This is a genomic window from Vibrio sp. YIC-376, assembly GCF_052353105.1.
Taxonomy (GTDB): domain Bacteria; phylum Pseudomonadota; class Gammaproteobacteria; order Enterobacterales; family Vibrionaceae; genus Vibrio.
Map to the genome: position 1 here is coordinate 157,373 of NZ_JBBWFK010000006.1, position 26,956 is coordinate 184,328.

Genomic DNA, 26,956 nt, shown 5'->3' on the forward strand with positions numbered 1-26,956 from the left:
CCCTTTACGCGGCAGAACCATGCGCTTACGCGAACCATTGATTCCATGCCTGTTTTACCCACTCTCTTTCGGCAACAAATTTATCTTCGACAACATCTGCATCTAAATTAAGTAGATTTCTGTGGTGTATCTCATTACGCATAGACGTGTAAGCACTGATCAGTTGCATGGCTTGTTCTTCGTCCATAACGCCTTGTGCGATAAGGGTTTCAAAAATTCGCACGTTATCACACCAGCGCGTTAACTTAGGTTTATCGTGGCTAAAGTTGAGTACCAGATACTGAGCGAGGAACTCAATATCCGTAATGCCACCGATATCTTGTTTAAGCATGAAGCGACCCGCTTTTTTACCACCAAGATGCTCTCGCATTTTTTCGCGCATCTCGACTACCTCTTTCTTGAGCGTCTCTTGGTCTCGCTCTTTGCAGAGCACATCATGGCGAATGTTGTGAAAAGCGATGGCTAACGGCTCATCACCATAAATCATTCGGGCACGAACCAGAGCTTGATGTTCCCAAGTCCATGCTTCCTGATGTTGGTATTCTTCAAATGCATCGGTTGGACTCACCAGCAAGCCCGAAGCACCCGATGGACGTAAGCGAGTGTCCACTTCGTACAGAATGCCTGATGCAGTGCGGGTTGCGAAAATATGGATAACGCGCTGCGCTAAACGAAGATAGAACTGTCGGCCGTCAATTTCTCTCTTTCCGTCAGTGTACACGTTGACCGGACAGTCATGCATAAACACGATGTCCAAATCGGAATTGTAGCCCAACTCCCAACCGCCAACTTTGCCGTAACCAATTACCGCAAAACCTCTCCCTTCACGGTCTTTGACATGTGTCGGCTCGCCATATTTTTCAGATACTTGTAACCATGCCTGACTGACCACCGCTTCAACGATAGCTTCTGCCAGGTAGGTTAAGTGGTCACTCACCTTCATCACAGGCAAGGCGCCAGCGATATCTGCGGCAGCGATACGTAAGATACAAATCTGCTTAAATTGGCGCAGAGCTTCCATCTGCTGCTCCATATCATCCTCTGGAATTCGCGCCAGGAAATCACGTAACTCAGTTCGGTAACTCTCTAATGGAATTGGGTTGTACAGCTGTTGTGGGTCAATCAGCTCATCAAGCAGTATTGGGTATCGGGACAACTGCTCCGAAATCATCGGGCTTGCCGTACACAGTCTCACGAGCTGAACCAGCGCTGCCGGGTGTTCGTCTAACAGCTCTAAGTAGGTAGTTCGGGTGCAAATCTTGTGCAGTAAGTGCAGTACTCTTGGTAAGCCAAACTGCGCATCGGGATGAGAGAATATCGTATCGAAGACTTTAGGCATCAACCTAGTAAGCACCTCTCTCCCGCGAGGACCCAGCGTTTTCTTAGCAATATCTTGTTTAAACTCGATGATGGTCTTCGCACAGGATGCAAAATCTTCCACCTGAATATCTTGCTGCAGAATATGTTCCAACACATCTTGCTTATTCGCCATGTCCCACAGTTCATGGAAATGACGAGCAACGTTGTTGCCTTCATCTTCTTCATCATCACCGATCAGTAAACCGAATACTTGGTGGACATTGGCCATGTGTAACTGAGTTTGAGTAAGCAGCTGATCCCACGACTCGAATTTCATCGCGGTAGCCAGTTTCAATTGTTCAATATCACAATCTGGCAGTGTCTGAGTTTGCTTGTCCGCCATGGCTTGCAGCAAGTTTTCTAATTGACGCAAATATTTGTATGCGGCTTCCAGACTGCGTACTTCTGGTGATGTCAGTAAAGCGAGCTCTTCAATTCCTTGCAGGGTTTCCAGCAAGCCTCGATTACGCAAAGAAGGCTCTCGCCCACCTCGGATAAGCTGAAATACCTGAGCGATAAACTCGATTTCACGAATACCACCCGCACCAAGTTTAATGTTGTTATTCAGACCACGACGGCGAACTTCACTGCTGATCATGGACTTCATGCGGCGCAATGACTGAATGGCACTGAAGTCAATGTAGCGGCGGAACACGAACGGGCGCAGCATCTGACGCAGCTCTTGATACTGGGGATACATTTCACACCCCATCACTCGGGCTTTGACCATCGCGTAACGCTCCCAGTCTCGCCCCTGCTCTTGGTAGTAATCTTCCAGCGCGGCGTAGCTCATCACCAGAGGTCCACTTTCGCCAAATGGGCGTAAACGCATATCGACCCGGTAGCAAAAGCCGTCAAAGGTTTGTTGATAAAGCGCTTTAATCAGTCGCTGTCCAAGACGGGTAAAGAATTGCGCGTTAGCAATGCTACGGCGCGCGCCTTGAGTTTCTCCGTTTTCAGGATAGGTAAAAATGAGATCAATATCGGAAGAGAAGTTCAGCTCTCCGCCACCAAGCTTGCCCATGCCAATGATTAACATCGGTTGCGCTTCGCCTTTGGCGTTAGTTGGTGTCCCCCACTCTTTACAGCAAGCCTGATACTGCCATTGGTAAGTTTCGAAGATCAGCGCTTCGGCCAGTTGAGAGAGATGGCTTAATGACTCTTCCAGTGACCATGCATGGAGAAAGTCCTTCCACGCAATATAAACCATCTCACGATTACGGAACTGGCGTAATACACGATGACCAGACATCTCGTCCTGACATTCTGCCAATAATGCAGCAAGTCGCGTTCGGTAAGACGCTTTTCGACTTGGCTCTGCCAGTATTTCTGGTAAGTCCTGAGCAAGCTTTTCATCTCGTTGAATGGTATCGGTGATGAACTTACTCAGACCTGCTACATATTGAAATTGCTCTGCGACTTCATTTGGCCACAATTGAAAGTAACCCGCTTGCTGAGCATTATGAACCGCAGATTCAGCGACAGAAATCAATGACGAAGGCAGCTGCATTTTTCTTCCTTGTGTGAAAAGCACTATGATTGATTCTTTATACCAGACTTAAAGCAAATAAAAACGCCCACAAAGGGTTTGTGGGCGTTTAATCAAAACCTATTAGTTTTAAACACTGAATAACTTAATTTTTTTATCCAATTCTTCAGCGTTATTTTGCATCGTCTCAGAGGTTTCTAACAGTTCAGTCACCACTACCACAGATGCCTCAACCAGCTCCCGAACATTGGTTAAGTTTTGGTTCATTTCTTCTGCAACACTGCTCTGCTGGCCCGAAGCAGTGGCAATTTGGAAATTCATATCATTGATGTGCGTTACCTGAGTCACGATACCATCGAGTTCTGTCCCCGCATTCGAGACCAGCTCATTGCCTTCTGCTGCCTCAACAACGCTTTTCTCCATCAGTTCAACGGCTGACTCTGCACTGGTTTGCAACTGAGCAATCATCTCCTGGATCTCAACCGTCGCTTGTTGTGTTCGCTGTGCCAGATTACGAACTTCGTCAGCAACCACCGCAAAGCCGCGTCCTGCTTCTCCGGCTCGTGCCGCTTCTATCGCAGCGTTTAGCGCCAGTAAATTGGTTTGCTCAGAAATGCCCTGAATGGTTCCCACTACACTGCCAATCGCTTCCACTCGTTCTTCTACTTGGTTTACTGCCTGAGCTGAAGAAGCGATATCTCTGGAAAGCTCACTCATCTTAGCGACGGTGCTCTGTAAGAATTGTTGACCGGCAACGGCTTGTGCGGATGCCTGCTCGGTCAGAGAGGAAGCCTGCTGTGCGTGTTCGGCAACGGTTTGAACGGTGGAAGACATCTCGCTCATGGCTGTCGCAAGCTGGTCTATTTCATTAAACTCTTCTTGAGCCGACTCTTTCGTTTCTGACATGCTTAACGTCATGACTTCGGTTAACGTTGCTAATTCGTCCGACGATTGGATTTGCATTTGGATCACATCATGCAATTGGCGGCGTGTTTTTTCCAGTTCTCGTGCCACGTCTCCATATTCATCTTTACAATCCATCCCGAATGGTACCGACAAATTTTTGCTCGCCATCAGTTTGATTGCGTCATTTAGATATTGGGTTTGGCGCAGCATGACTCGGGCAGCGGCAACCAGTAACACGACGAACACCGTAATAAGCAAAGCAGTCTGCCAAACAACCTGAGTGAGATATGCCTCATAATGCTGCTGGGCAACGTCTGCATTCTGAGTCGCAGCAAAAAGCGAATCGTAAAAGGTATTCGCGTCCCAAAGTTGTTTTGCCACAATCAAAACCGTACTGAATACCATCAGCATGACCATTTTAGGTATCAGTCGAATGTCAGATATGACCCTTTCCCATGGTTTAAATGCCAGCTTTTCCATTGTCCGTTCTCCAGCGAGTCTTAAAAAGTTTTATAGCAATGTGACGTAGGGTTCTGTATGCGATTTATGCCGAGAGTGATTATGAAAACCAACGACATCAAAACATCTCAAGTCCAATGGGACTCTTTGTGATTCATTCTGGCCTTAGGGGCATTGTTGTAATTTCTGGCCCATTATTTCCCAAACGATCGCGGAACCCATCAAGTACTTATCGGTCTGGCGTTCATTATCTGTAGTATTTTTCTTTAGCACTCATCATTGATTTGATCCAAGCCACAGTTCGGCGGGATCTTAGTTAACTAAGCAGAATTGATTTAGCAGTTCGTATTCCATTGATAGAAGATCGTGGTGACGATTGGCAGTGAGTTTCTATCAGACGAATTCACTCATCACTGAATCTGGTTGAGAAAGTACAAAACGGCAATGACAGAAACAAAAATAGGACCCAAAGGTCCTATTTCATATTCATCAACGCTTAAAACGCTACGTGAATTATTCTCGCCAGTATGGCTGCGCCTCGACGCTGATTGCGCGGGTTTGATCCATAGCATGCAGAATAGAGCGCTCCTGACGATGCAACCAGCGTTCTAGCTGCTCTTTTTCATCTTCTTGCAGCATATCCACCAGCGGTAATAAATGATTCAGCATCAACAGATCGTCGATACCATGAACCAGATCGGCCCACGGAAGACGGAAACTATTACGCTCGTCGCTGTTGTAGAGGCTCGCAAACCCGATTCCGGTGTAGAGATTGCGCAGCAAGCGGTAGCGCTGGTCGACATAATCCTGCGCAGACAAGTCACGCTCTGCCGGGAAAGCTTCCATCAACTCCGCCCAGGTGCGATCCAGCTGAGTCACAGAAAATGGCAGGATGTTGCTCGCCATTTTCTCACGCGCTTTTTCATCAAGAAATGGCTGCCAGCCACGAGCAAGGATCCAACGACTCAGATCAAGCAATAAACCGGTATAACGCGCTGAGCTTAAAAGCTCTAATACTTCTTCACGGCTCGGTAGCTCTTGCAGTTGTTGAGTTAATTCGGACACCAGGAACTTACGGGCATCAAGCTTACGCAGCACATTTCCTTTGTCATCAAGTAATTCTTCCAGGTGAGCATGTTCGTCTAGCCAAAGAAGCTCTTCTTCTAGCCATTTCAGTTCCTGGCGTAGAATCGCGCTTGCTCGACGAGGTACAACGTCACCAAAGATAGTAAGTGTCTGACGGATAAAGCGGATCGCGTTGTTGATTTCGCGCAGAGCTTCAACACAATCGCGTTCGGCATAAATTTGCTCATGGTAATGCCAGTGTGACAGTGCATGTTCTAACGAGTGTATCAGGCAATATTCAACCGTGTCGGTGTTTTTGCTGTCTACCAGAGCAAGAGATTTTACTTCGTCTCCGGTGTATCCTGTCGCTAAACGGTACCCTTTCGCCGCTTTGCTCAGATTGCCCAGACGCATCCCGCCATTTTCGCAAAAACTGCGTGCCAGAGTGAATAACGCATCCGTTTGACCAGACTTTAATTCCAGCTCCACTTCGCAAATCGGCTCGTTCCTCTCTTCTCCGTCTTCACCTTTAGCTACGACCATTCCCTGATCAAAGGCAACTTCAACCTGACTGCCATCTGGCATGCCAATTAGCCATTGCTCACGAGTGAAGTTAGTCGAAAAAAGTGGAGTAAGTTCGGATTGTAACGTCTCGACATCTTTGCCGGCAGGCCAGATATCAGAAGGATGGAGCGTGAGCACTGGCTCATTGCTCGTATGCTCAGCATTGTATTCCGGTCTTTGGTGTAAACCTGCGACGACGCGTCCTGCGGTTTTCACTGTTTGGACAAACACATCATCAAAACGGCGAATTCTTAAACCAATGTCATGTTGTCTTAACCATTTATCGGCGGTATCAAAGTAGGTGTTACCCAAGTCACGACAACTATGCTGAAGTACTTTTGTCTCAGAAATCTTTCCCTTTAAAGTTTCTGAAAATTCAGGAGAAACAAAAAACTTCAGTTCTATTTCGGTTTCCATAGCTATACCTTTCAAAGCAGATAGAAACAGGATATTGCGTAATTTCTCACACGGCAAGAAAGAAATATCGCCCTATTGATGATCTAAAACAGTTTTAATGAACCATTTAATGCGTTAACATGCGCGCCTTTATAGCCATCGCTCAACATTTCGCCAAGCATAAAGAAATGGTGTATGTTTTTTTAAGGTTATAGTTATTAGGTTGAATGACCATGCCAGTGAATACAATTATGGGGTTATTTGCAAAGTCCCCAATTAAGCCTTTGCAACGCCACGTTGTGTGCGTCAACGAATGTTGTTCACACTTGGTGAAATTCTTTGAAGTTTCTTCAAAGGGTGACTGGGAAAAAGCGGCAGAGATCCGTGCTCAAATTTCTCATCTTGAGAAAGAAGCGGATGTACTGAAACGTGAAATCCGTCTAAAACTGCCTCGCGGTTTGTTCATGCCAGTAGACCGTACTGACATGCTTGAACTTCTGACTCAACAGGACAAACTTGCTAACTTGGCAAAAGACATTGCAGGCCGTGTATATGGCCGTCGCCTTGTCATTCCTGAGGCTCTCCAACCAAACTTCCTCGCTTACGTTCAACGTTGCCTTGATGCGGCTGAGCAAGCTCAAAAGGTAATCAATGAACTTGATGAATTACTAGAAACAGGCTTCAAAGGCCGTGAAGTGACTCTCGTCGCTGAAATGATTCATCAGTTAGACGTTATCGAAGATGATACCGATGCAATGCAGATTGAACTTCGCCAAAAACTAATGGCAATTGAATCTGACATGAACCCTATCGATGTCATGTTCCTGTATAAGATTCTTGAATGGGTAGGTGGTATTGCCGACCAGGCGCAGCGCGTAGGTGCTCGTTTGGAAGTCATGCTGTCTCGATCTTAAAACATAAGTTAACTACATAACGAAGAACCGAATACACGCGCATCATAAGGACGATGACCATTTTCATCGTCTTTCAATTTGGCGCGCGTAAAATTTTGTTCCGCTTGTTATAAAACAACTAGGTATTACGATGGATATCCTTGCGAACTACGGCACTGTCCTGATTATTGTTGCAGCGATTTTTGGTTTCATGATGGCAATTGGTATTGGCGCGAATGACGTGGCTAATGCGATGGGCACATCAGTAGGCTCAAAGGCGCTAACCGTAAAACAAGCTATCATCATTGCGATGATCTTCGAATTTGCAGGGGCATACCTTGCTGGCGGTGAAGTAACCGACACTATCCGTAAAGGTGTTATCGAAACATCTCTCTTTGCTCACCAACCTGACGTTCTTGTCTTCGGTATGATGTCATCACTGTTGGCAGCTGGCACATGGCTTCTGCTTGCGTCATACATGGGCTGGCCGGTATCAACTACTCACTCAATCATCGGTGCTATCATCGGTTTCGCGTGTGTGTCTGTTGGTACAGAAGCGGTTGACTGGAGCAGCGTTCAGGGAATTGTTGGTAGCTGGATCATTACTCCGGTTATCTCGGGCTTCTTTGCATACGTGATCTTCGTCAGCGCTCAACGACTGATTTTTGATACGGAAAAACCACTATTCAACGCAAAACGCTTTGTACCGGTTTACATGTTTATCACGACAATGGTGATTGCGCTTGTAACAATCAAAAAAGGTCTTAAGCACGTTGGTCTTCACCTAAGCAATGGTGAAGCTTGGATATGGGCTGCTGGGGTATCTGCACTGGTTATGGCTGGCGGTTACTTCTACATTCAGAAGAAATTCGCGAACCGTGAAGATGACCATGGTTTCTCAGGTGTAGAAGGCATCTTCAGCGTACTAATGGTTATCACTGCTTGTGCGATGGCTTTCGCACACGGCTCAAACGACGTTGCAAACGCGATTGGTCCACTTTCTGCAGTCGTATCCACTGTTGAACACATGGGTGAAATCACGTCGAAGAGCGCGATTGCATGGTGGATTCTTCCATTAGGCGGTATCGGTATCGTTGTTGGTCTTGCAACCCTAGGTCACAAAGTAATGGCAACGGTTGGTACGGGTATTACTGAACTAACACCAAGCCGTGGTTTTGCTGCTCAGCTTGCAACAGCATGTACTGTGGTTCTGGCTTCAGGTACAGGTCTACCAATTTCAACAACTCAAACACTTGTAGGTGCGGTTCTGGGTGTAGGTTTTGCTCGCGGCATCGCGGCACTAAACCTAGGTGTTGTACGTAACATCGTTGCTTCTTGGATTGTTACGCTACCTGCAGGTGCTCTATTGGCTGTCGTATTCTTCTACGCCATTCAAGCGATGTTTTCTTAATTAAGACATCCGTCAATAGAATGTAAGCGCTTTGTCATTATTGACTCAAACGCACAGAAAGGGAGGCTTTGCCTCCCTTCTTTGTTGCACCGACGTTTGAAACTGCATACTATTCGTCTAATTCCGGCTCCAATCATTCGGTGCCAAGGTTGTATCCAAGAAAATCGTTAAGGGATTTACTGTGAAAAAACTAATCATCACGGTTTTGTTTACTTTGCTAGCAGCGCCATCAGCCCTAGCGGCAAACCGTTATATTTCTGATGACCTATTCACTTTTATGCACTCAGGTCCAAACAACACTTACCGTATCGTCGGAAGCATTAACGCAGGCTCTGAAGTACAACTATTAAGCGCCAATAAAGACACTGGCTATACACAAGTCCGTGACTCTCGTGGTCGTACTGGCTGGGTGCAAAGCAAATTTGTCACTAACCAAGAGAGTATGGCGATTCGCCTGCCTCGTATTGAAAAAGAGCTGGCTGAAGTAAAAGAACAACTGGCAAACGCACGTCAAACTTCAGATACAGAGAAAGCAGGTCTAGTAACCTCGCTGGAAACGCGTAACCAACAAATCTCTGATCTTGAGAACAAGTACTCTGAGATCAGCGACCAACTGACCTCTATTGAAACGGAAAACCGTGAACTGCGCGCTAAACTTGATACTCAAAAAGACGACATGCTGCTTAAATACTTTACTTATGGTGGTGGTGTGGCTGGTTTAGGCCTGCTATTTGGTTTGGTACTTCCTCACCTTATTCCACGTAAGAAACGTTCGCCTGCTGGTTGGGCATAATCGCTCATCCAAGGATAGATACTAAAAAGGCCACATTTTGTGGCCTTTTTTCTACCCGCAATAAGGATAAACGCTCCCTACCCCTTCCACTCGTACAAGGCGGGAATACGAATCTGCTCACCTTGGAACTCAACGATAACGGCTTGCGGCTGAATCTCTTTCAATGTCACCTGCCCTTCCACCAAGTCACCTTGATGATATTCCACATTATTAATTTTCACCCAACGACGTTGAGTATCACTGGCATACATGTGCGTTTGTAAGTTAAGAGCAGGAAGACGCCCCTGCCATTGCTGAGCATTACCTTCCAAGTCATTTATTGGTAACGAGTACTGAGAGGCTGGGCTGCTACGTTTCGACAGAGCATTCTCGACTTTCTGTGCTAACTCTGGTGACAGTGATGACAAGTCAATATCATCCAGAGACAACTCCATATCATCTTCGCTGTTTTGAGAAGGCTGAGAGTCGTTTTGCAAAGCAGGTGATCCCGAGCTTTGAGAACTGCTTGCGTAATCTTGAGGTGGTAAATATGTCCCGATATCAGCCGACAACTCAGCACTTGGCCAATCTCTTGGTAACTGTGCTAGTTGTGAGATTTCCGGGTAGTCCAATACCTCAAATGGCTGCACAACAACATCCTCGACCATAACACGTGTTGGAGTAGGTGTTGGTGTTGACATCGAAGCCTGAGATGCTGGAACGAGCATCTCCAGATACCAGGCAGCACCCAGTGCAGAAACACCAATAGGCAAAAGTAAGAGGCTGACATGTTTCGCGATAGACATTACGCTTCCTCCTTATCTATGCTTGCCAATGCCGGTGCGTTAAGTTGTACACTTTGTTGTAATCGCTCAAGCGTACGTTGACCAGCGATACCGTCGACTCCGATGCCTTGCCAGCGTTGGAAGAGTTCCACACGCTCTTTCATCTCTGCATCAAAAATAGATGTGCCCAGAGGCATTTCACTGACCGCTTCAGCGAGCAACTGATCTAACACTTCAATTGCAGGCCCTTCCATATCTAAACGCAGGGTTTGCTTGAGCGGTGCTTGCCACAGTTCAATGATATTGCCTTGCCACATTGGCTTTAACCAAGATAGCGGTAATCGTAGGCGCTGCTTGCCATTGAGTACTTCAACTTTATCATTTCCGACGGCGTATAAAATCACATAGCCTACGTCACCTTGGTAATTCAGCTCTAACACGACAGGACGATTTTGCTTCATCAACATTGGCCATGTTGCCATTTTACGCTCGCAATTCATGGTGGACTGAGCCTCGGACAAACAAAGATTATCTCGAACCGAAGCTCGATAGCCCCACAATTTATACAGGTCGTTCACTGCGAGATTGGATTGCTTTTGTGACAGCAATAGCTCACGTTGCTCATTACTTAGCTGATTGCTCACGATGGTTGGCTGTACAGGCTCAGGAGTACTAAGAGTACTGCTAGCAACGGTTTCTTCCACAAGCGCAGAAATAGGTTTCTCGGGCAAATGATTAATCGCCGCCCAGCCGACACCAAACGCTGCTGCCACCCCGATAGTAGCGGTGCCCCAAGCAGGCCAGCTAAACTGACGACGTGCAGCCACTTGGCGCGGTTTATGGTCTTGCTGATAAATATCAGCCTGAAACTGCATGACCTCCTCACAGGCACGTAACACTATCTGTTTGTCGACAACGACACTGCCCTGGTGATAACTCATGTTCAGAGCTTTGTCACAGATAAGGTTAATCAGGCGGGGAATACCATGACTGTACTTAGCGATAGTTTTGGCAGAGCTGCGATTGAACAGCTGTTGATCGCCGCCAGCAGTATGCAAACGAAACGCGATATAATCTGCCGTTTCATTTTCATCCAAAGGTAACAGGTGATAACGTCCGGTAATGCGCTGCGCTAGCTGACGTAACTGGGTGGTTTGTAATAACCTCTGTAATTCAGGCTGCCCCACTAAGAGCACTTTGAGCAGCTTTCTGGTCTCTGTTTCTAAATTGGTTAGCAAACGCAGTTGTTCTAAGACATCCGCAGAAAGATGTTGTGCTTCATCAATAACCAGTAACGTCTGCCAGCCAGCATTATTGTTGTGTAACAGGTATTGATGAATGACTTGGTTTAGCTGTTTGAGTGTCGCATCCGGCGGATAGATGATTTTAAACTCATCACAAATCGCCTCAAGTAAATCTCGAGTCGAAAACGTTGGATTGAGGATCAACCCAGCCTTGGTCGTTTCATCCAAGTTTGCCAGCATGGCCTTGGCCACTGTGGTTTTACCCGTACCCACTTCGCCTGTCAGCATGGCAAATCCACCACCATCACCCAGTCCAGCCTTTAGGTGTGTGATCGCCTCTTTATGGCGTTGGCTCAGATACAGATAACGAGAGTTCGGAACAATCGAAAAAGGTTGCTCAACAAACCCAAAAAAGTCCTTATACATAGGATCTCCAGCTAAAAAACCCGCCCACTTTGAAACTGCCCCTAATAAACATAGATGCATCTGATGTTGGGAGTAAAGAAAAGTACCATTGCTTGCTACAATGTCCAACGACATATCAGTAAATTAAGAGGTTGTACGTGCAAGTTTACTTAGTAGGTGGAGCAGTCCGGGATAAGTTGCTCGGAATTGATAGCTATGACAATGACTGGGTAGTGGTTGGTGCCACTCCTGAAATGATGCTTGCCAAGGGTTTTACTGCCGTAGGAAAAGACTTTCCTGTGTTTCTTCACCCTCATAGCAAAGAAGAACACGCGCTTGCACGAACTGAGAGAAAATCAGGCTCCGGATATACCGGATTTGAGTGCTTCTTTGATCAAAACGTGACGTTAGAAGAGGATTTAGTTCGTCGCGATTTGACCATTAACGCAATGGCAATGGATGACCAAGGCAAGCTATATGATCCTTACGGTGGTCAGGATGACCTCAATAATCGCGTTCTACGCCACGTATCAGATGCGTTTATCGAAGATCCACTTCGAGTTCTACGCGTAGCACGCTTCGCTGCCAAACTGGCGCCATCTGGGTTCACCATAGCGAAAGAAACCAAGCAATTGATGCGTGATATGTCTCAGGGTGGCGAACTGAATACACTCACACCAGAACGCGTCTGGCAGGAATGGTATAAATCACTCTCCTCAGCGCGCCCCGATGTATTTCTCTCCGTGCTGCGTGAATGTGGTGCATTGTCGGTTGTACTACCAGAAATTGATGCGCTGTTTGGTGTTCCTCAACCTGAGAAGTGGCATCCAGAGATCGATACGGGTATTCACACCTTAATGGTTGCGGAGCAAGCGGCGAAACTCAGTAGTTCCCTACCCGTGCGCTTCGCCGCACAAGTGCATGATCTCGGCAAAGGGGTAACGCCAAAAGGTGAATGGCCAAGCCACAAGATGCACTGTCATACGGGCTTAAAGCTGATAAAAAAACTGTGTGAGCGTGTTCGTGTGCCGAATGAGTTTCGTGATTTAGCCTTAATGGTCTGCGAGCAACATTCCAACATTCATCGTGCTGCAGAGTTAAAACCGCAAACGATCATCAAAGTGCTCAACAAGTTTGATGTGTGGCGTAAAGCAGAGCGCTTACAGGATATTCTGCTTTGCTGTCAGGCGGATCATGCTGGCCGAAAAGGGTTGGAAGACCAGCCTTACCCTCAAGCTGATATATTTACCCGAGCCTATCAAGCTGCAGCTGCCGTGGATGTTCAGGCAATCATTAAAGACGGCTTCAAAGGTCCTGATATTCGCGATGAACAGGAAAAACGTCGGATTGAAGCAGTCAGACGGGCTTTACATAAGTGATTAATTAACCGAATTGTGTTCATGCCAGGTCATTCCAGCGAGCCTGAGCGAGACTAGGAATCTAATATCAGCGCGCTGGGACCTGTTAGGCATTGCCTAAGCCACAAAAGACTCGGAGAGAAGATTCTGAATCACGCTCCTTCGTCGCTGTTCAGAATGACGTTGTGGTTTAGGTATGCAGCTTGCGGTTACGCAAGCTGCCAATCAGGAGTTTTGTTAGGCACTAAGCAAGAAAGCAAAGAGGCCCACACCCAGAATGAGGCGATAAATAACGAATGGCGTCATGCCCATACGTGAAATCATCTTCAGGAAGAAGTGAATACAAATGTAGGCACTCACAAATGATGTCAGAATGCCTGTCAGCAGAAATCCAACATGAACTGGCTCGCCACTGGTCACCAACTTCATGCCAAGGTAGCTACCGGCAAGAGCGATGATTGGAATCGACATCAGGAATGAGAAACGCGCTGCCGCTTCACGGGTAAAACCAAGGTAAAGCGCCGCAGTTATGGTAGCACCAGAGCGTGAGGTGCCCGGGATCATCGCCAACGCTTGAGCAATACCGATAAATAGTGCTTTCTTCCAACCAGTCTGGTATTCGTCTGTTACCTGTTGCGCGTTTTTATCCACCCACCAAAGCAGTAAACCAAACACAATTGTCGTCGTCGCGATCACGTATGCACTACGCAGATACACTTCGATGATGTCTTTCATCAGTAAACCAAACACACACGCCGGGATCGTTGCCAGAACGATCATCCACGCCAGTTTCGCCTCTTTACCACGATCGCCTTTAAAGATCGACGCAAACAACGCCCTAAATAGCGTGATCACTTCGTAACGAAAATAAATCACTACGGCCATCAAGGTTCCGACGTGAACGGCGACATCAAATGCAAGACCTTGGTCTTCCCAACCAAGAATAGCGGAAGGCAGGATCAAGTGCGCGGAGCTGGAAATGGGCAAAAACTCCGTCAGACCCTGAATTAGAGCCAAGATAAAGGCTTCAAAATAACTCATGTAAACAACTCAAATTTAAAGTGAAAAAGAAACAGGCTTAAGTGAATCAACCGGCTGCATAGTATTCCAAATATCGGCTATCGTGCGCCCATCACCTGGGATCACCAAATGCGGCTCGAGATCATACAAAGGCTTTGTGACAAAGGGATATTTGTAGATATCACTACGAGGTAACTCTGGTTTTTGCTTCGAGATGCACTCACCGAACAACACTATATCGAGATCCAGTGTTCGATCCTGATACTTTTGTGCATTTTCCTCACGCCCCCACTTAAACTCAATTTCACGAAGGCGATAACTCAGCTCTTCTAATGACAAAGCGGTGCGTAAAGCAATGACAAAGTTGTAGAAATTCTGGCTGCTAAAACCAATGGGCTCGCATTCGTATATCGGTGATACAAGAAGATCTTCTCCAAGCTGTTGCAGCTCTTTATAAGCAGCCATGGCGTGCTGCTCTCTGTCTATATTCGTACCAACACCGATATAAGCGGTGATCATGCCTGGCCTCGCTCAATCACAACACCAACGGCACGTGCTTGAGCAACGGCACCCGGTTTTGCTAAGCGAATTTTCACCCAAGGAACAGAGAAACGCTGCATGATCAGCTCTGCGACTTCTTCTGCTACACGCTCAACCAATAGAAAACGACCATTCTCAATGTGGTTCAACACTGCTTCACTAACTTGTGAATAATCCAATGCATCTTGAACGTCATCACTTTTACCAGCCGGTTTATTATCGTGGGCCATCTCAATATCAAGCACCAGCTTCTGTTTGATTTGCTGTTCCCAGTCGTAGACGCCAATCGTGGTGATTACTTCTAATTGTTCAATAAACACTTTATCCAGAGCCATCTTGTGTCCTTCTATTTCAGAGGTCGGATACCCGTCGAGGGTAATTTGATCGTAATATTCTATACCTAAGCAACCTTCGGCTAGATCATCGGAACGTTACTTAGGTATAAAAATTTCGAAACACCTTTATATACAGGAACTCACATAATGCAAGCTCCTTCGTAGAGAGTATTTCTGCTCCAGGCAGATTCAAGCTATGATACCAACTACGCTGGAACTGAGCATTAAATTCCAATTCCTCAAGGACTTCTATGGACGCACTGGCACTGATAATGACAATGGCCGCTTATTTACTGGGTTCTATTTCCAGTGCGGTTTTAATTTGTCGTCTGTTAAAATTGCCAGATCCACGTAAAGTCGGCTCCAACAATCCAGGCGCAACTAACGTCTTACGTATCGGTGGAAAAGGCGCTGCCTTATCCGTTCTGCTTTGCGACATGCTCAAAGGTACCATTCCCGTATGGGGAGGATACTTTCTCGGCATTGATCCAATTATTCTTGGCGTGATAGCTATCGCTGCCTGCCTTGGCCATATGTACCCTATTTTTTTCCATTTCAAAGGTGGCAAAGGGGTTGCAACGGCATTGGGCGCGATTGCTCCGATTGGGCTTGATCTCACTGCGTTAGTCATGCTGACCTGGTTATCAGTGGCGGTCATATTCCGCTACTCTTCTCTGGCGGCACTGGTTACTGTCTTATTAACGCCTTTTTATACCTGGATGTTCAAACCACAATACACACTGCCTGTTGCGATGCTGTGCTGTTTGATTGTGTTTAAACATCATCAGAACATTCGCCGTTTGTTATCAGGCGAAGAACCGAAAATAGGCCAAAAGAAACTGACAGAAAAAAACTCGGCGTAATGCCGAGTTTTTGAAGTGACTTTAAGCGTGAACTTTATTTAAGAAGTTCAGGAGCATCTGATTGACAAACTCTGGCTGCTCTAACGAACTGATGTGGCCAGCAGATGGGATCTCCACCAACTCACTGCCAGTAATGCAGTCATTCATCAAGTAAGATTCGAATACCGGACGAGGCTTATCTTCACGGCCCACTGCGATTAGCGTTGGTAATGCAAACTTCTCCGAATCTTCAATCACATCACGTCGACCAAAGACCATTCGACCAATTCGCGCCACTTCAACGGCACGCTCACCTTGCAGTGCTTGTAAGCTTTGCTTAAATGACGCAATTAATTCTGGGTTAGCTTGCTCAACATTATTGGCAAAGAACAGAGGCGCAACCGCTTCGACAATAGGCTCAGGTACCGCTTGAACTTGATTGATGGTATCAAGCATCGCAAAGTACTTCTTATGCGTCACCTCAGGTTCCAGACCGATAAAGGTATCCATCAATATCAGAGACTTAACACGCTGTGGGGCTTGAGTGGTCAACTCTGCTCCCCACATACCACCGACGGACAAGCCAACAATAGAAAACTGCTCTATTCCCAGATGATCCATCAGCGCCAACATATGCTGCGCGTAATCCACCAAAGATCGCGTTGAGGCCGGAGCTGCATCTGAATCCCCGTGCGCCCATAAATCTGGCACGATACAACGGTAAAACTGGCTCAGTGCTTCAACCTGGGGTGCCCACATTTTGTTATCCCACAGGTAGCTGTGGCCAAACAGCAACACTGGTCCTTCACCTTTATCCAGATAAGCAAGTTGCTGACCTTCAATTTCAAATTTATGCATTGCGATATCCATTATTTCTGTTTCTATCTGCGATTATCCATGGATCATGGCATCTGAGATTATTGCTTTATGCGCACTCTCGCGGTTGATGTGCTTATGCCAAAAACAAAGGCCTCTATCAATAGAGGCCTCATTCAGGATCAATCGGCTTACGCGATTGGCGTCAGTTGGTCGATTGGCCAGCGCGGGCGCGCTTCTACCGACATGTCAGAGACTTCACCGTTTTTCAAACGTTGCATGCCTGCATAAGCGATCATTGCACCATTGTCAGTACAGAACTCGGTACGTGGGTAGTACACTTCACCGCCAACTTTCTTCGCTAGTTTTTCCAGCTCCGCTCGCAGGCGACGGTTTGCACTAACACCACCAGCAATCACAATACGTTTCATACCAGTCTGGTCCAGTGCACGCTTACACTTAATCGCCAACGTCGCACATACAGCCTCTTCGAACGCAAGTGCGATATCAGCGCGAGTCTGCTCATCATCGCCGTTTGCCGCAATGGTATTTGCAGTGAACGTTTTAAGACCAGAGAAACTCATATCAAGTCCCGGACGGTCTGTCATCGGACGCGGGAACTTAAAACGGCCTGATGTACCTTTTTCTGCCAGCTTCGACAGTAGTGGCCCACCAGGATAATCCAATCCCATTAGCTTAGCCGTTTTATCAAAGGCTTCACCTGCAGCATCATCAATCGACTCGCCAAGAATCTTGTACTCACCAATTCCTTTCACTTCTACCATCATCGAGTGTCCACCCGATACCAGTACCGCTACAAATGGGAATGGAGGCGGGTTATCTTCCAGCATTGGAGCCAGTAAGTGACCTTCCATATGGTGAACAGGTACCGCTGGCACGCCCCACGCGTAAGCAATACTGCGACCAATGGTTGCGCCAACTAACAAGGCACCAACTAAACCAGGTCCAGCGGTGTAAGCCACACCGTCAATGTCTTTGGAAGTAAGATTCGCTTCTTTTAGCGCCTCTTTGATAAGAGGGATGGTTTTCTTCACATGATCACGTGAAGCCAACTCAGGCACCACGCCACCGTAATCCGCGTGAAGTTTTACTTGGCTGTAAAGCTTGTGTGACAATAGGCCTTTTTCATCGTCATAAATCGCGATGCCTGTCTCGTCACAAGAGGTTTCAATACCAATAATGCGCATGGTTTTCTCAGTATGCTTTCTGTATAGAGGAAATTTAGGCGTAATATTACCTCGCCTTGGTGCTGCAAACAAATTTTGTACAGACAATAGTCGATAAAAGTCTTTACAAAGCTGTTGTGATCGGATTAAAATTCCGCACCATTTTTGATCAGCTGGTAAGAGACCAAACATTTGTGATTTGGTCTGTTGAATACCAGCATTAACGAATAACCCCTGAGGTGAAAGGCATATGCCAGTAGTTAAAGTACGTGAAAACGAACCGTTCGACGTTGCTCTACGTCGTTTTAAGCGCTCTTGCGAAAAAGCAGGTATCCTTTCTGAAGTGCGTCGTCGTGAGCACTACGAAAAACCAACTACAGTTCGCAAACGCGCTAAAGCAGCAGCTCAAAAGCGTCACGCTAAGAAGCTAGCTCGCGAAAACGCTCGTCGCGTTCGCCTGTACTAATAACTAAGCTCCCTTAAAGGAAATTAGTTATGGCTCTGATTGAACAACTCAAAGAAGAGCAAAAATTAGCGATGAAAGCCAAGGACAAATTGCGCCTTGGTACCATTCGTTTAGCCCTATCAGCAATTAAGCAACGTGAAGTTGACGAACGGATTACTCTGAACGACGACGATATCATTGCGGTATTGACTAAAATGGTTAAACAACGTCGCGACTCTGTTACGCAATTCGAAGCAGCTGGTCGTCAAGATCTTGCTGACGCGGAGCAAGCAGAAATTACGGTTCTTGAGGATTTTATGCCTCAACCACTGACCGACGAAGAAGTTGCAACTCTTATTGAGAATGCAATTGCAGAGTCTGGTGCAGCTGGCATGCAAGACATGGGCAAAGTAATGGGCGTTCTGAAACCGCAGATTCAAGGGCGTACAGATATGGGTAAAGTGAGCGGTTTAGTTCGCGCTAAATTGGCTTAATACCCAACCCAATTGCAGCAAGCCGTGCTATCCTTTGGAACGCACGGCTTGTTTGTATCTGGATGAATGAAATAACAGAAAGCCTACGCATGCTTTCCTTTGTTGCTCATTCACACCAATCATGATTTTTCTTTTTTGTTAGGTTTTATGGCTGGACACATCCCTCGCAATTTTATTGATGATCTCCTGGCTCGGCTTGATATTGTCGATATCATCGACGCACGCGTGAAACTTAAGAAAAAAGGTAAAAACTACGGCGCTTGTTGCCCATTCCACAACGAAAAGACGCCTTCATTTAGCGTTAGCCAAGAAAAGCAGTTCTACCACTGTTTTGGTTGCGGTGCGCATGGTAATGCCATCGACTTTATGATGGAGTTCGAACGTCTGGACTTTGTTGAGGCTATTGAAGAACTCGCCTCTTATTTAGGTTTAGATGTTCCACGTGAACAGCGTAGTGGCGGCAGCCAATTTAAAACCGGCCCACAAGCCAGCAGCAGCGAAAAGCGTAACCTTTACGATTTGATGGGCAGCATCGCTCAGTTCTATCGTAATCAGCTCAAGCTGCCAGCAAGTAAAGTGGCCATTGAGTACCTAAAAGATCGTGGCCTGTCCGGCGAAATCGTACAAAGGTTTGGGATCGGCTATGTTGCTGATGAGTGGGACTTAGTACGTAGAAACTTCGGTCAACAAAAAGACTCTCAAGACATGCTCGTAACTGGTGGCATGCTGATTGAGAACGACAACGGCAACCGTTATGACCGATTCCGTGGTCGTATCATGTTCCCAATTCGTGACCGACGTGGTCGGGTAATTGGTTTTGGTGGCCGCGTCCTTGGCGAAGGCACGCCGAAATATCTCAACTCACCAGAAACACCAATATTCCATAAAGGTAAAGAGCTTTACGGCCTTTATGAAGTACTACAAGCTTACCGTGAACCGCAACAAGTTTTGGTGGTCGAAGGTTATATGGACGTTGTCGCGCTGGCACAATATGGCGTCGATTACTCCGTTGCTTCGTTGGGAACGTCAACAACAGGCGATCACATTCAAATGTTGTTCCGCCAAACCAATACGGTGGTGTGTTGCTATGATGGTGACCGTGCAGGTAAAGAGGCAGCTTGGCGTGCGTTAGAAAACGCACTTCAGTATCTAAAGACGGGTAACACACTCAAGTTCTTGTTCTTACCTGATGGCGAAGACCCTGACAGCTTTGTACGCAAATACGGTAAAGCGGCGTTTGAGCAACAAATAGAGCAAGCTACACCGTTATCGAGCTACCTGTTTGATAACCTCATTGAACTGCACCAAATTAATATGGGCAACAATGAAGGTAAATCTGCGCTTCGTGCATACGCGAGTGCCTTGATTGATAAAATTCCTGATCCATACTTTCAGGAGTTACTAGAAAAACTGCTAGATGAGCGCACCGGCTTTGATAACCGCCTGCGTCAAGCTCGTAAAAAGTTTAACGAAACTCGACCTCAGCCGCACAAAGAGATCAAACGGACTCCAATGCGTGAGGTTATTGCTCTACTTATTCAAAATCCGAGCTATGCTCAAATGGTACCGGATCTTTCCACAGTAAGAGATTTGTCAATACCAGGCCTTAGTTTATTTGTCGATGTCCTTGAAAAATGCCTGGCACATCCCCATATCAATACAGGCCAATTATTAGAGCACTGGCGAAATAGCCAGAATGAGGCGCTTCTGTCTCGTCTTGCGAGCTGGGATATTCCGCTCGATGAAGACAATCAAGAAGAAATATTTTTAGACTCGCTGGACAAAATTATCGCCCAGTGCGTAGAAAAGCAAATTGAAAACCTGCAGGCCAAAGCAAGAAGTGTCGGTTTATCAGCCGAAGAGAAAAGGGAGCTGCTAGCACTTATGCTAGATTTAAAAGCGTAACCCTGTTTAATTAGTCAGCATCAATTTAATTTGTTATAGTAAGTGGTTTGCATTTCGCATACTGATTCCTTCACCAGATTACGAAGTTGGATACCGTCTATGGATCAAAATCCGCAGTCACAGCTAAAGTCACTTGTTATTAAAGGCAAGGAACAAGGCTATCTGACCTACGCCGAAGTAAATGACCACCTACCTGCTGAAATCGTAGATTCAGAACAGGTAGAAGACATCATTCAGATGATCAATGACATGGGCATTAAGGTAGTAGAAACTGCTCCTGATGCTGATGATTTAGCACTAAATGATGACACAAATATTACCGATGAAGATGCTGCCGAAGCCGCAGCAGCTGCACTTTCTAGCGTAGAAAGTGAAATTGGCCGTACAACAGACCCAGTACGCATGTACATGCGCGAAATGGGCACCGTGGAGCTATTGACCCGCGAAGGCGAAATCGACATCGCAAAACGTATTGAAGAAGGTATTAACCAAGTTCAATCATCTGTTGCTGAATACCCGGGTACGATTCCATACATTCTTGAGCAATTTGACAAAGTTCAAGCAGAAGAACTTCGCCTTACTGACATCATCTCTGGATTTGTTGATCCTAACGCTGATGACACTGCGGCTCCGACAGCGACCCATATCGGCTCAGAGCTTTCTGAAGCTGAGTTGGAAGATGAAGACAACGAAGACGTAGATGACGAAGACGAAGACGAAGATAGCGACGACGATTCAGAAGAGACTGAAGAAGATGTTGGTATCGACCCAGAGTTAGCTCTCGAGAAGTTCAATGAACTGCGTAACACATACCAAAATCTACAGTTAGCGATCAACGAACACGGCTTCGAAAGTCCGAAAGCAGCAGCAGCTAACGAGATGATGCTGAATGTGTTCCAAGAGTTCCGTCTGACACCAAAACAGTTTGATCACCTAGTGAATGAACTGCGCACAGCTATGGATCGCGTTCGTACTCAAGAACGTTTGATCATGAAGTCTGTGGTTGAATACGGCAAAATGCCGAAGAAATCATTCATTGCGCTGTTCACTGGCAATGAATCAAGTGATGCTTGGTTAGATGGAATTCTAGCCTCTGATAAGCCATACGCTGAGAAAATCAAACGTAACGAAGAAGAAATCCGTCGTTCAATCACGAAACTAAAAATGATTGAAGAAGAGACTTCTTTGAGCGTACAAAGCGTTAAAGACATCAGCCGTCGCATGTCTATCGGTGAAGCGAAAGCTCGTCGTGCGAAGAAAGAGATGGTTGAAGCGAACTTACGTCTGGTAATTTCTATCGCGAAGAAATACACCAACCGTGGTCTACAGTTCCTGGATCTGATTCAGGAAGGTAACATCGGCTTGATGAAAGCGGTAGACAAGTTCGAATACCGTCGTGGCTACAAGTTCTCGACTTATGCAACGTGGTGGATCCGTCAGGCAATCACTCGTTCAATCGCGGACCAGGCACGTACGATTCGTATTCCGGTACACATGATCGAAACGATCAACAAACTAAACCGTATCTCTCGCCAAATGTTGCAAGAGATGGGTCGTGAACCGCTACCGGAAGAGCTGGCAGAACGCATGCAGATGCCAGAAGACAAGATTCGTAAAGTACTGAAAATTGCTAAAGAGCCAATCTCTATGGAGACACCAATCGGTGACGACGAAGATTCGCATCTAGGCGATTTCATTGAAGATACGACGCTAGAACTGCCGCTAGACTCTGCTACAGCGACTAGTCTAAAAGTGGCAACTAAAGACGTTCTTGCTGGTCTGACACCACGTGAAGCAAAAGTACTTCGTATGCGTTTTGGTATCGACATGAACACTGACCACACTCTAGAAGAAGTAGGTAAACAGTTCGACGTTACTCGTGAACGTATCCGTCAGATCGAAGCAAAAGCATTGCGTAAACTTCGTCACCCAAGCCGCTCAGAAACACTGCGCAGCTTCCTAGACGAATAAACGAAGCTTCAAAAAAACAAAAAAGGTGGCCCTAGGTCACCTTTTTTATTATCAATTGTGCTAAGTGAATAAAAACTAAGCGCAATTAGCGGTATTGGTATCTAGACACCTCACAACGCTTCCCCTATAATCTTTGACCTATCGGCCCCTTAGCTCAGTGGTTAGAGCAGTCGACTCATAATCGATTGGTCCCCAGTTCAAGTCTGGGAGGGGCCACCATATTGCAGAAGGCTCGTAGAGAAATCTACGGGCCTTTGTCTTTTCTGGTCCGGTCGATATCCGGTCCGCGATTACTTCCGGTAAGCTCTGGTCCATTAGCAACATCGAAAGACTCCACGTAGTCACCACAGAGTCGCACTTCCCCTATCAGAGTGATATCCACCATCAGAACCTTCTCTCGTCTGTACAACGCGAATCAGGGCAGATACATACCACTCAACATCAGAACCGAACCCCAGAAAAACTTCGCGCAGGAACCAACAAAAATATAACCAACATCCTGTCCATTAGCTGAAGTTATTAATATAGATATGGGATGGATAGCTAGTTCAGTGACGGGAAGGACACCCATGATCCTAAAGCTCTCAGAACTAGCCAGTCAGGAAAAAACAGCATTCAATGATGACCGATTACCCTCAGTGGTAATCGGTCTGTCTTTCTCGTAAATGATTTAAGTCAGTAGTCAGCAGCTGTCAACCACAGCCCCAGAAACAGCAGCTAATTACAGGGCTGGATTCATACTGGAACCGGAAAAACTAACGGCACACTGGATTACAGCGCGAATCTGGTATGAGTTAGGGCTGCGAGTTGGGTTAGTGGAATCAGATGGAACTACCGTCGACGACGACGGCAAACTGGACGGAAAACCTAAATAGGAAATTTACATTAGGGTTCGTGTCCAGCTCGGTCTCTAGCCAAAATCACAGCTAAAGACCGGATAGAGACCGGACCGACGACGCCGTCGCGATAATTGCAGAAACTACATCATGCAGGAAGTTAGGCAGAGCAAGCCTTAGAGCGAGATTACAGGGCCAGTCTGGTGTGACCGACCCAGCGATCTAGGATTTTAGTTGTTGGGTTATCTACACAAACGAGAAGGACAAATATGATTTGGGTATTCTAAATCGTCAACACAAACCCAACCTTTTTGGTTTGATGCATCTTCAATCAATTTTATCTCTGACTTATTTAAGCCTAGTGCGGAAATACTTTTTTCACCTTCATCCGTTTCTAAGCATAAGCCTTACCCACCAAATTCTGCTTTTAGGATGCGCAAGGCAAGCATTGGCTAATGAATTGTCAGATTACGGTAGAATGTACGTTCGATTTAAACCGAAATGGGTCTTAGGAATGCTCCGAAGCACTTGTTTTAACAAGTAGTTTTACAGTAATAATGAATCAAAATAAGATATTGATCTCGATTTCACAATATCAATAAGAAACAATGTAGGCTTGACGTTTTTTTGTGATACTGTCCCCAAAAAATAAGTTGATAACTTTCAGCATAGTATTCTTTTTTGGGTTGTTATTTATGAGCGTTGGAATGCATAAACTGGTTATTTTTGTTATTTGTAATGGTTTAACTACTTCTGCCTTAGCAGATTCTTTTCATAGTACCGAAAACGTCTATTGTATGAAATCGAAAACCGGAAATATGCATTTCGAACAGTGCAAGGACCGCACCAGCGGTCTAACCTGGAGTCGAACAACGATTGAGGCAGGAGATAATCAGTATCTGCGAGGTACTGATAAAGAAGGTAATAAGTGGACTGCGATCCGTGAGATTCAAGGTAAACGCTATAAGACCACTTATAGTGACAATTTTGGCAACACTATACGTGTAGAAGAGTGTAATGTTAATAATTGTACTGAAACGGTGATGAACTGAACATTTTGTTGTTTCGTGCCTTATCAGAACAACGCTGTAACCCTTCTTCCTTCAGGGAGGGAAGTGGTCAATAAGTCCATTGTCAGTACTCAACTGCAATTTGCCGCCGCCCTCTTCAAACCCGTAGCTACAAATAACGCACTGATTAGTAGTTTTTCATTACTACATTTCCTATTAGATTTATTGATTGAAGAGTTTGATTTGGATTGCTGTCGTCGGCTCGACGTCAACGAAGATAAATGGGTGGGTTATTTGGTTTCCTTGCCGGCGAGAGCTAACAGCTCGGCTTTTATCTTCTGATATTCATCGCCTAATACGTGAAGGTAAATTGATGATTCTGACTTTTTATCTAGACCTAAATCTCTAATTATTGAGGCACAAAACCCTTGGTTATTGGCTGAACCTGAGGGATATAGGGATTTATACACCTCGCTGTTCCGGTCCCTCTCCTGTCCCAACCCTACAAATTCAGCTCAATTTCATCGACGCGTCGTCGTCAAACCCCAGCCACATCTGTACGTCGTCAATGTCAGCGTAGTCATGCGAATCTTAGGACAATGAGATTTTGCAGGTAGATACGTGGGATATTTAGTGGGTTAGTCCGGTGTAGCGTATGCGGTCAGACCTTCGCTCATAATCGATTGGTCCCCAGTTCAAGTCTGGGAGGGGCCACCATATTCTAGAAGGCTCGTAGAGAAATCTACGGGCCTTTGTCTTTTTGGTCCGGTCTATATCCGGTACCTTTTCTCTAAACAATGGTTACTTCCGGTAAGCTCAGGTCCATTCAGTCAGCCGAAACATTACACGTAGTCACCACAGTGATGTATTTCCTGTCTCAGAATGATGTCGACCATCAGAACTCTTTCTCGTCTGTACAGCACGAACCAGAGCAGACACATACCACTCATGCCAGAACCTAAAATTCAAAAAAACTCCGCGCCTGAACCAACAAAAATATAACCAACATCCGTTCCATTAGGTCCAGTTATTAATATAAATATAATTGAGATACCTAAATGGGGTTCTAGCTGAGATTACGCAGGAGACTCAGCACCAAAATTAGGACGAGATGAAAAACTGGAATCCGGGTCTGCTCAGCTCTCTGGCGGATCTTCATCTGTTATCACGAGTTATCGCCAGAATTAATGAAGGGAAAGGCGTGCCAGCGCTTCTTTGGCGGTATCTGGGACTGAACGGCAAACTGGTTAGTTTTAACGTGGCTCCCGATTGTAATGACTCCCTTGACGGGCACGATCTGCGTAAAGTTCCACGCAAAACACTGGGTAAATTTATGGGTCAGGAGCAGGCTGAACGGTACCGGAGCATTCATCGGTAATGAAGTTCAAAACCGTAAGCCCAGCAACACTTACCTGTTTGGTAATTCTGTTACAATGTGCTCAATTCGCACTATTGATCCAGACTCAACTATGTACACCGAAGACTTAGCCCTGTTTGTTACGGTTGCTGAAAGCGGAAGTCAGAGCGCCGCGGCCCGTAGCCTGAACGTACCGGTATCAAAAATCAGCCGGCGCATTGCGCAGTTAGAAGACTCTCTGGGCACCCGGCTGTTTGACCGGACTACCCGAAACTTAACTCTGACTGAATCAGGTGATGAACTGTTGGAACGCAGCAGGCTAATACTCGAAGAAATTGAAGAGTTACAACTGAGCGTGGGCCAGTTACGCAATAATCCTAGCGGAGTCGTGACTATTGCTGCTCCGCTGGATTTCATCAACCTGACGATCAGCCATCTGCTACCAGATCTGTATGAGCAATATCCGGGAATTAAGCTACAGTTTATTTCTTATCAGAGCCGCCAGAATCCCATGACAATTCAGGCAGATTTGATTCTGTATGTCGATCATGATGCTCCTCCGGACAGCTCACTGATTGGGCATCACCTCGTTACCCTGCCGCGTCATTTCATTGCCAGCCCTACTTTCATTGCCCGTTATCCAGATCTGAAGCATCCTTCACAGCTGACTGATTATCCCTGTCTGCTGACCGCTAAGGGCTCACTGGCCGGAAACCATTGGTTATGGCAGGATCAGGATGGAATCCATAAAGTGGCTGTTGACGGCCCCTTTGAATCAGAAAGTATTGACCTCTGTATCTCCGGTTCACTTAACAGTCTTGGAGTAACATGGATACCTTCGTTGTTTTGTGCCGGACATCTGGAACACCAGAAATTGCAACTACTGTTTGATGGGCAGTATGCCACTGACGTCACTTTATGGGGCTTCTATCCAAGCCGTCGTTATCTCCCCTATCGGGTTAAAATCGTCTTGGAATTCCTTCGTCACCATTTTGAGCTTATTCAGCAGAATTATTGCAAAAATCAGAAAAGTCCTTCTTAATTTTTCGCATATCGTTTAACTAAGATTTCACTTTATTATCCCTTATAAAA

The 26,956-nt window shown here is 46.1% G+C and carries 22 protein-coding genes, 1 tRNA gene and 2 pseudogenes; 13 read left to right on the forward strand and 12 right to left on the reverse strand.

Annotated elements, in window-relative coordinates:
• Nucleotides 1–25: 25 nt before the first annotated feature.
• The 3 genes from glnE to WJM94_RS13085 form a co-directional block, all read right to left on the reverse strand.
• Nucleotides 26–2,869 carry a bifunctional [glutamate--ammonia ligase]-adenylyl-L-tyrosine phosphorylase/[glutamate--ammonia-ligase] adenylyltransferase gene (glnE, locus tag WJM94_RS13075; RefSeq protein ID WP_444494654.1) on the reverse strand — a complete coding sequence of 948 codons (2,844 nt, stop codon included), beginning with the start codon at nucleotides 2,867–2,869 and terminating at the stop codon, nucleotides 26–28.
• 108 nt (nucleotides 2,870–2,977) lie between these two features.
• Nucleotides 2,978–4,234, reverse strand: coding sequence for a methyl-accepting chemotaxis protein (locus WJM94_RS13080; protein WP_444494655.1), 1,257 nt, complete (start codon nucleotides 4,232–4,234; stop codon nucleotides 2,978–2,980).
• 492 nt (nucleotides 4,235–4,726) lie between these two features.
• Complete coding sequence (locus WJM94_RS13085; RefSeq protein WP_444494656.1) at nucleotides 4,727–6,259, reverse strand: CYTH and CHAD domain-containing protein; 1,533 nt, start codon at nucleotides 6,257–6,259, stop codon at nucleotides 4,727–4,729.
• Nucleotides 6,260–6,471: 212 nt separating this feature from the next.
• On the opposite strand from WJM94_RS13085, the gene WJM94_RS13090 reads away from it, so the two are divergent.
• The 3 genes from WJM94_RS13090 to WJM94_RS13100 all read left to right on the forward strand — a co-directional run bounded on the left by WJM94_RS13090 (nucleotide 6,472) and on the right by WJM94_RS13100 (nucleotide 9,335).
• The gene (locus WJM94_RS13090; protein WP_444494657.1) at nucleotides 6,472–7,152 is read left to right on the forward strand and encodes a TIGR00153 family protein; all 681 of its coding nucleotides are present in this window, start codon (nucleotides 6,472–6,474) and stop codon (nucleotides 7,150–7,152) included.
• Nucleotides 7,153–7,282: 130 nt separating this feature from the next.
• Nucleotides 7,283–8,542, forward strand: a complete 1,260-nt coding sequence (locus tag WJM94_RS13095) for an inorganic phosphate transporter (protein WP_444494658.1) — start codon at nucleotides 7,283–7,285, stop codon at nucleotides 8,540–8,542.
• 181 nt (nucleotides 8,543–8,723) lie between these two features.
• Nucleotides 8,724–9,335 carry a TIGR04211 family SH3 domain-containing protein gene (locus WJM94_RS13100; RefSeq protein WP_444494659.1) on the forward strand — a complete coding sequence of 204 codons (612 nt, stop codon included), beginning with the start codon at nucleotides 8,724–8,726 and terminating at the stop codon, nucleotides 9,333–9,335.
• Between the two features lie 77 nt (nucleotides 9,336–9,412).
• On the opposite strand, the gene WJM94_RS13105 is transcribed toward WJM94_RS13100, so the two are convergent.
• Together WJM94_RS13105 and WJM94_RS13110 are read right to left on the reverse strand one after the other, a co-directional pair.
• A complete protein-coding gene (locus tag WJM94_RS13105) occupies nucleotides 9,413–10,120 on the reverse strand; it encodes a general secretion pathway protein GspB (protein WP_444494660.1) in 708 nt (235 codons plus the stop codon).
• Nucleotides 10,120–11,769: an AAA family ATPase gene (locus tag WJM94_RS13110; protein ID WP_444494661.1), complete on the reverse strand. Its 1,650-nt coding sequence runs from the start codon at nucleotides 11,767–11,769 to the stop codon at nucleotides 10,120–10,122. Before WJM94_RS13110 ends, WJM94_RS13105 begins: the two co-directional genes overlap by 1 nt.
• Before the next feature lie 137 nt (nucleotides 11,770–11,906).
• On the opposite strand from WJM94_RS13110, the gene WJM94_RS13115 reads away from it, so the two are divergent.
• Entirely contained in the window at nucleotides 11,907–13,127 is a 1,221-nt protein-coding gene (locus tag WJM94_RS13115; protein WP_444494662.1) for a multifunctional CCA addition/repair protein, read from the forward strand.
• A 216-nt stretch (nucleotides 13,128–13,343) separates the two neighbouring features.
• On the opposite strand, the gene WJM94_RS13120 is transcribed toward WJM94_RS13115, so the two are convergent.
• From WJM94_RS13120 to folB, 3 genes are read right to left on the reverse strand one after another with little or no spacing between them, the layout of a single operon-like run.
• On the reverse strand, nucleotides 13,344–14,147 hold the full coding sequence (locus WJM94_RS13120; RefSeq protein WP_444494663.1) for an undecaprenyl-diphosphate phosphatase: 804 nt from the start codon (nucleotides 14,145–14,147) through the stop codon (nucleotides 13,344–13,346).
• 15 nt (nucleotides 14,148–14,162) lie between these two features.
• Nucleotides 14,163–14,645 carry a 2-amino-4-hydroxy-6-hydroxymethyldihydropteridine diphosphokinase gene (folK, locus tag WJM94_RS13125; RefSeq protein WP_444494664.1) on the reverse strand — a complete coding sequence of 161 codons (483 nt, stop codon included), beginning with the start codon at nucleotides 14,643–14,645 and terminating at the stop codon, nucleotides 14,163–14,165.
• Nucleotides 14,642–15,001 carry a bifunctional dihydroneopterin aldolase/7,8-dihydroneopterin epimerase gene (gene folB / locus WJM94_RS13130; protein ID WP_182009950.1) on the reverse strand — a complete coding sequence of 120 codons (360 nt, stop codon included), beginning with the start codon at nucleotides 14,999–15,001 and terminating at the stop codon, nucleotides 14,642–14,644. Before folB ends, folK begins: the two co-directional genes overlap by 4 nt.
• 251 nt (nucleotides 15,002–15,252) lie before the next feature.
• On the opposite strand from folB, the gene plsY reads away from it, so the two are divergent.
• Nucleotides 15,253–15,864 (forward strand): glycerol-3-phosphate 1-O-acyltransferase PlsY, encoded by a 612-nt coding sequence (gene plsY / locus WJM94_RS13135; protein ID WP_444494665.1) that lies wholly within the window; start codon nucleotides 15,253–15,255, stop codon nucleotides 15,862–15,864.
• Between the two features lie 21 nt (nucleotides 15,865–15,885).
• Here plsY and WJM94_RS13140 read toward each other — a convergent pair whose 3' ends face one another.
• A complete protein-coding gene (locus tag WJM94_RS13140; protein ID WP_444494666.1) occupies nucleotides 15,886–16,701 on the reverse strand; it encodes an alpha/beta fold hydrolase in 816 nt (271 codons plus the stop codon).
• 149 nt (nucleotides 16,702–16,850) lie between these two features.
• A complete protein-coding gene (gene tsaD / locus WJM94_RS13145) occupies nucleotides 16,851–17,867 on the reverse strand; it encodes a tRNA (adenosine(37)-N6)-threonylcarbamoyltransferase complex transferase subunit TsaD (RefSeq protein WP_444494667.1) in 1,017 nt (338 codons plus the stop codon).
• Nucleotides 17,868–18,096: 229 nt separating this feature from the next.
• On the opposite strand from tsaD, the gene rpsU reads away from it, so the two are divergent.
• The 5 genes from rpsU (at nucleotide 18,097) to WJM94_RS13170 (ending at nucleotide 22,880) form a co-directional block, all read left to right on the forward strand.
• A complete protein-coding gene (gene rpsU, locus WJM94_RS13150) occupies nucleotides 18,097–18,312 on the forward strand; it encodes a 30S ribosomal protein S21 (protein WP_001145625.1) in 216 nt (71 codons plus the stop codon).
• A gap of 29 nt (nucleotides 18,313–18,341) precedes the next feature.
• Complete coding sequence (locus WJM94_RS13155; RefSeq protein ID WP_444494668.1) at nucleotides 18,342–18,785, forward strand: GatB/YqeY domain-containing protein; 444 nt, start codon at nucleotides 18,342–18,344, stop codon at nucleotides 18,783–18,785.
• Nucleotides 18,786–18,932: 147 nt separating this feature from the next.
• Nucleotides 18,933–20,690, forward strand: a complete 1,758-nt coding sequence (gene dnaG / locus WJM94_RS13160) for a DNA primase (RefSeq protein WP_444494669.1) — start codon at nucleotides 18,933–18,935, stop codon at nucleotides 20,688–20,690.
• Between the two features lie 99 nt (nucleotides 20,691–20,789).
• Nucleotides 20,790–22,661: an RNA polymerase sigma factor RpoD gene (gene rpoD, locus WJM94_RS13165; RefSeq protein ID WP_444494670.1), complete on the forward strand. Its 1,872-nt coding sequence runs from the start codon at nucleotides 20,790–20,792 to the stop codon at nucleotides 22,659–22,661.
• 143 nt (nucleotides 22,662–22,804) lie between these two features.
• A tRNA-Ile gene (locus WJM94_RS13170) sits at nucleotides 22,805–22,880 on the forward strand.
• A gap of 25 nt (nucleotides 22,881–22,905) precedes the next feature.
• On the opposite strand, the gene WJM94_RS13175 is transcribed toward WJM94_RS13170, so the two are convergent.
• The gene (locus WJM94_RS13175) at nucleotides 22,906–23,046 is read right to left on the reverse strand and encodes a hypothetical protein (RefSeq protein WP_444494671.1); all 141 of its coding nucleotides are present in this window, start codon (nucleotides 23,044–23,046) and stop codon (nucleotides 22,906–22,908) included.
• A 1,158-nt stretch (nucleotides 23,047–24,204) separates the two neighbouring features.
• On the opposite strand from WJM94_RS13175, the gene WJM94_RS13180 reads away from it, so the two are divergent.
• Nucleotides 24,205–24,549: a hypothetical protein gene (locus WJM94_RS13180; protein ID WP_444494672.1), complete on the forward strand. Its 345-nt coding sequence runs from the start codon at nucleotides 24,205–24,207 to the stop codon at nucleotides 24,547–24,549.
• A 248-nt stretch (nucleotides 24,550–24,797) separates the two neighbouring features.
• On the opposite strand, the pseudogene WJM94_RS13185 reads toward WJM94_RS13180, so the two are convergent.
• Nucleotides 24,798–24,983: pseudogene (locus WJM94_RS13185) on the reverse strand (hypothetical protein); the annotation flags it as partial.
• Between the two features lie 644 nt (nucleotides 24,984–25,627).
• Between WJM94_RS13185 and WJM94_RS13190 the strand changes: the two are divergent.
• Nucleotides 25,628–25,885, forward strand: a pseudogene (locus WJM94_RS13190) (hypothetical protein); the annotation flags it as partial.
• 91 nt (nucleotides 25,886–25,976) lie between these two features.
• On the forward strand, nucleotides 25,977–26,906 hold the full coding sequence (locus tag WJM94_RS13195) for a LysR family transcriptional regulator (RefSeq protein ID WP_444494673.1): 930 nt from the start codon (nucleotides 25,977–25,979) through the stop codon (nucleotides 26,904–26,906).
• Nucleotides 26,907–26,956: the final 50 nt, after the last annotated feature.

Coding starts and splice junctions, on each gene's coding strand:
- glnE (WP_444494654.1), bottom strand. CDS start 2,869: ATGCAGCTGCCTTCGTCATTGATTTCTGTCGCTGAATCTGCGGTTCAT.
- WJM94_RS13080 (WP_444494655.1), bottom strand. CDS start 4,234: ATGGAAAAGCTGGCATTTAAACCATGGGAAAGGGTCATATCTGACATT.
- WJM94_RS13085 (WP_444494656.1), bottom strand. CDS start 6,259: ATGGAAACCGAAATAGAACTGAAGTTTTTTGTTTCTCCTGAATTTTCA.
- WJM94_RS13090 (WP_444494657.1), top strand. CDS start 6,472: ATGCCAGTGAATACAATTATGGGGTTATTTGCAAAGTCCCCAATTAAG.
- WJM94_RS13095 (WP_444494658.1), top strand. CDS start 7,283: ATGGATATCCTTGCGAACTACGGCACTGTCCTGATTATTGTTGCAGCG.
- WJM94_RS13105 (WP_444494660.1), bottom strand. CDS start 10,120: ATGTCTATCGCGAAACATGTCAGCCTCTTACTTTTGCCTATTGGTGTT.
- WJM94_RS13110 (WP_444494661.1), bottom strand. CDS start 11,769: ATGTATAAGGACTTTTTTGGGTTTGTTGAGCAACCTTTTTCGATTGTT.
- WJM94_RS13120 (WP_444494663.1), bottom strand. CDS start 14,147: ATGAGTTATTTTGAAGCCTTTATCTTGGCTCTAATTCAGGGTCTGACG.
- folK (WP_444494664.1), bottom strand. CDS start 14,645: ATGATCACCGCTTATATCGGTGTTGGTACGAATATAGACAGAGAGCAG.
- folB (WP_182009950.1), bottom strand. CDS start 15,001: ATGGCTCTGGATAAAGTGTTTATTGAACAATTAGAAGTAATCACCACG.
- plsY (WP_444494665.1), top strand. CDS start 15,253: ATGGACGCACTGGCACTGATAATGACAATGGCCGCTTATTTACTGGGT.
- WJM94_RS13140 (WP_444494666.1), bottom strand. CDS start 16,701: ATGCATAAATTTGAAATTGAAGGTCAGCAACTTGCTTATCTGGATAAA.
- tsaD (WP_444494667.1), bottom strand. CDS start 17,867: ATGCGCATTATTGGTATTGAAACCTCTTGTGACGAGACAGGCATCGCG.
- rpsU (WP_001145625.1), top strand. CDS start 18,097: ATGCCAGTAGTTAAAGTACGTGAAAACGAACCGTTCGACGTTGCTCTA.
- WJM94_RS13155 (WP_444494668.1), top strand. CDS start 18,342: ATGGCTCTGATTGAACAACTCAAAGAAGAGCAAAAATTAGCGATGAAA.
- dnaG (WP_444494669.1), top strand. CDS start 18,933: ATGGCTGGACACATCCCTCGCAATTTTATTGATGATCTCCTGGCTCGG.
- rpoD (WP_444494670.1), top strand. CDS start 20,790: ATGGATCAAAATCCGCAGTCACAGCTAAAGTCACTTGTTATTAAAGGC.
- WJM94_RS13175 (WP_444494671.1), bottom strand. CDS start 23,046: ATGGTGGATATCACTCTGATAGGGGAAGTGCGACTCTGTGGTGACTAC.
- WJM94_RS13180 (WP_444494672.1), top strand. CDS start 24,205: ATGCATAAACTGGTTATTTTTGTTATTTGTAATGGTTTAACTACTTCT.
- WJM94_RS13195 (WP_444494673.1), top strand. CDS start 25,977: ATGTACACCGAAGACTTAGCCCTGTTTGTTACGGTTGCTGAAAGCGGA.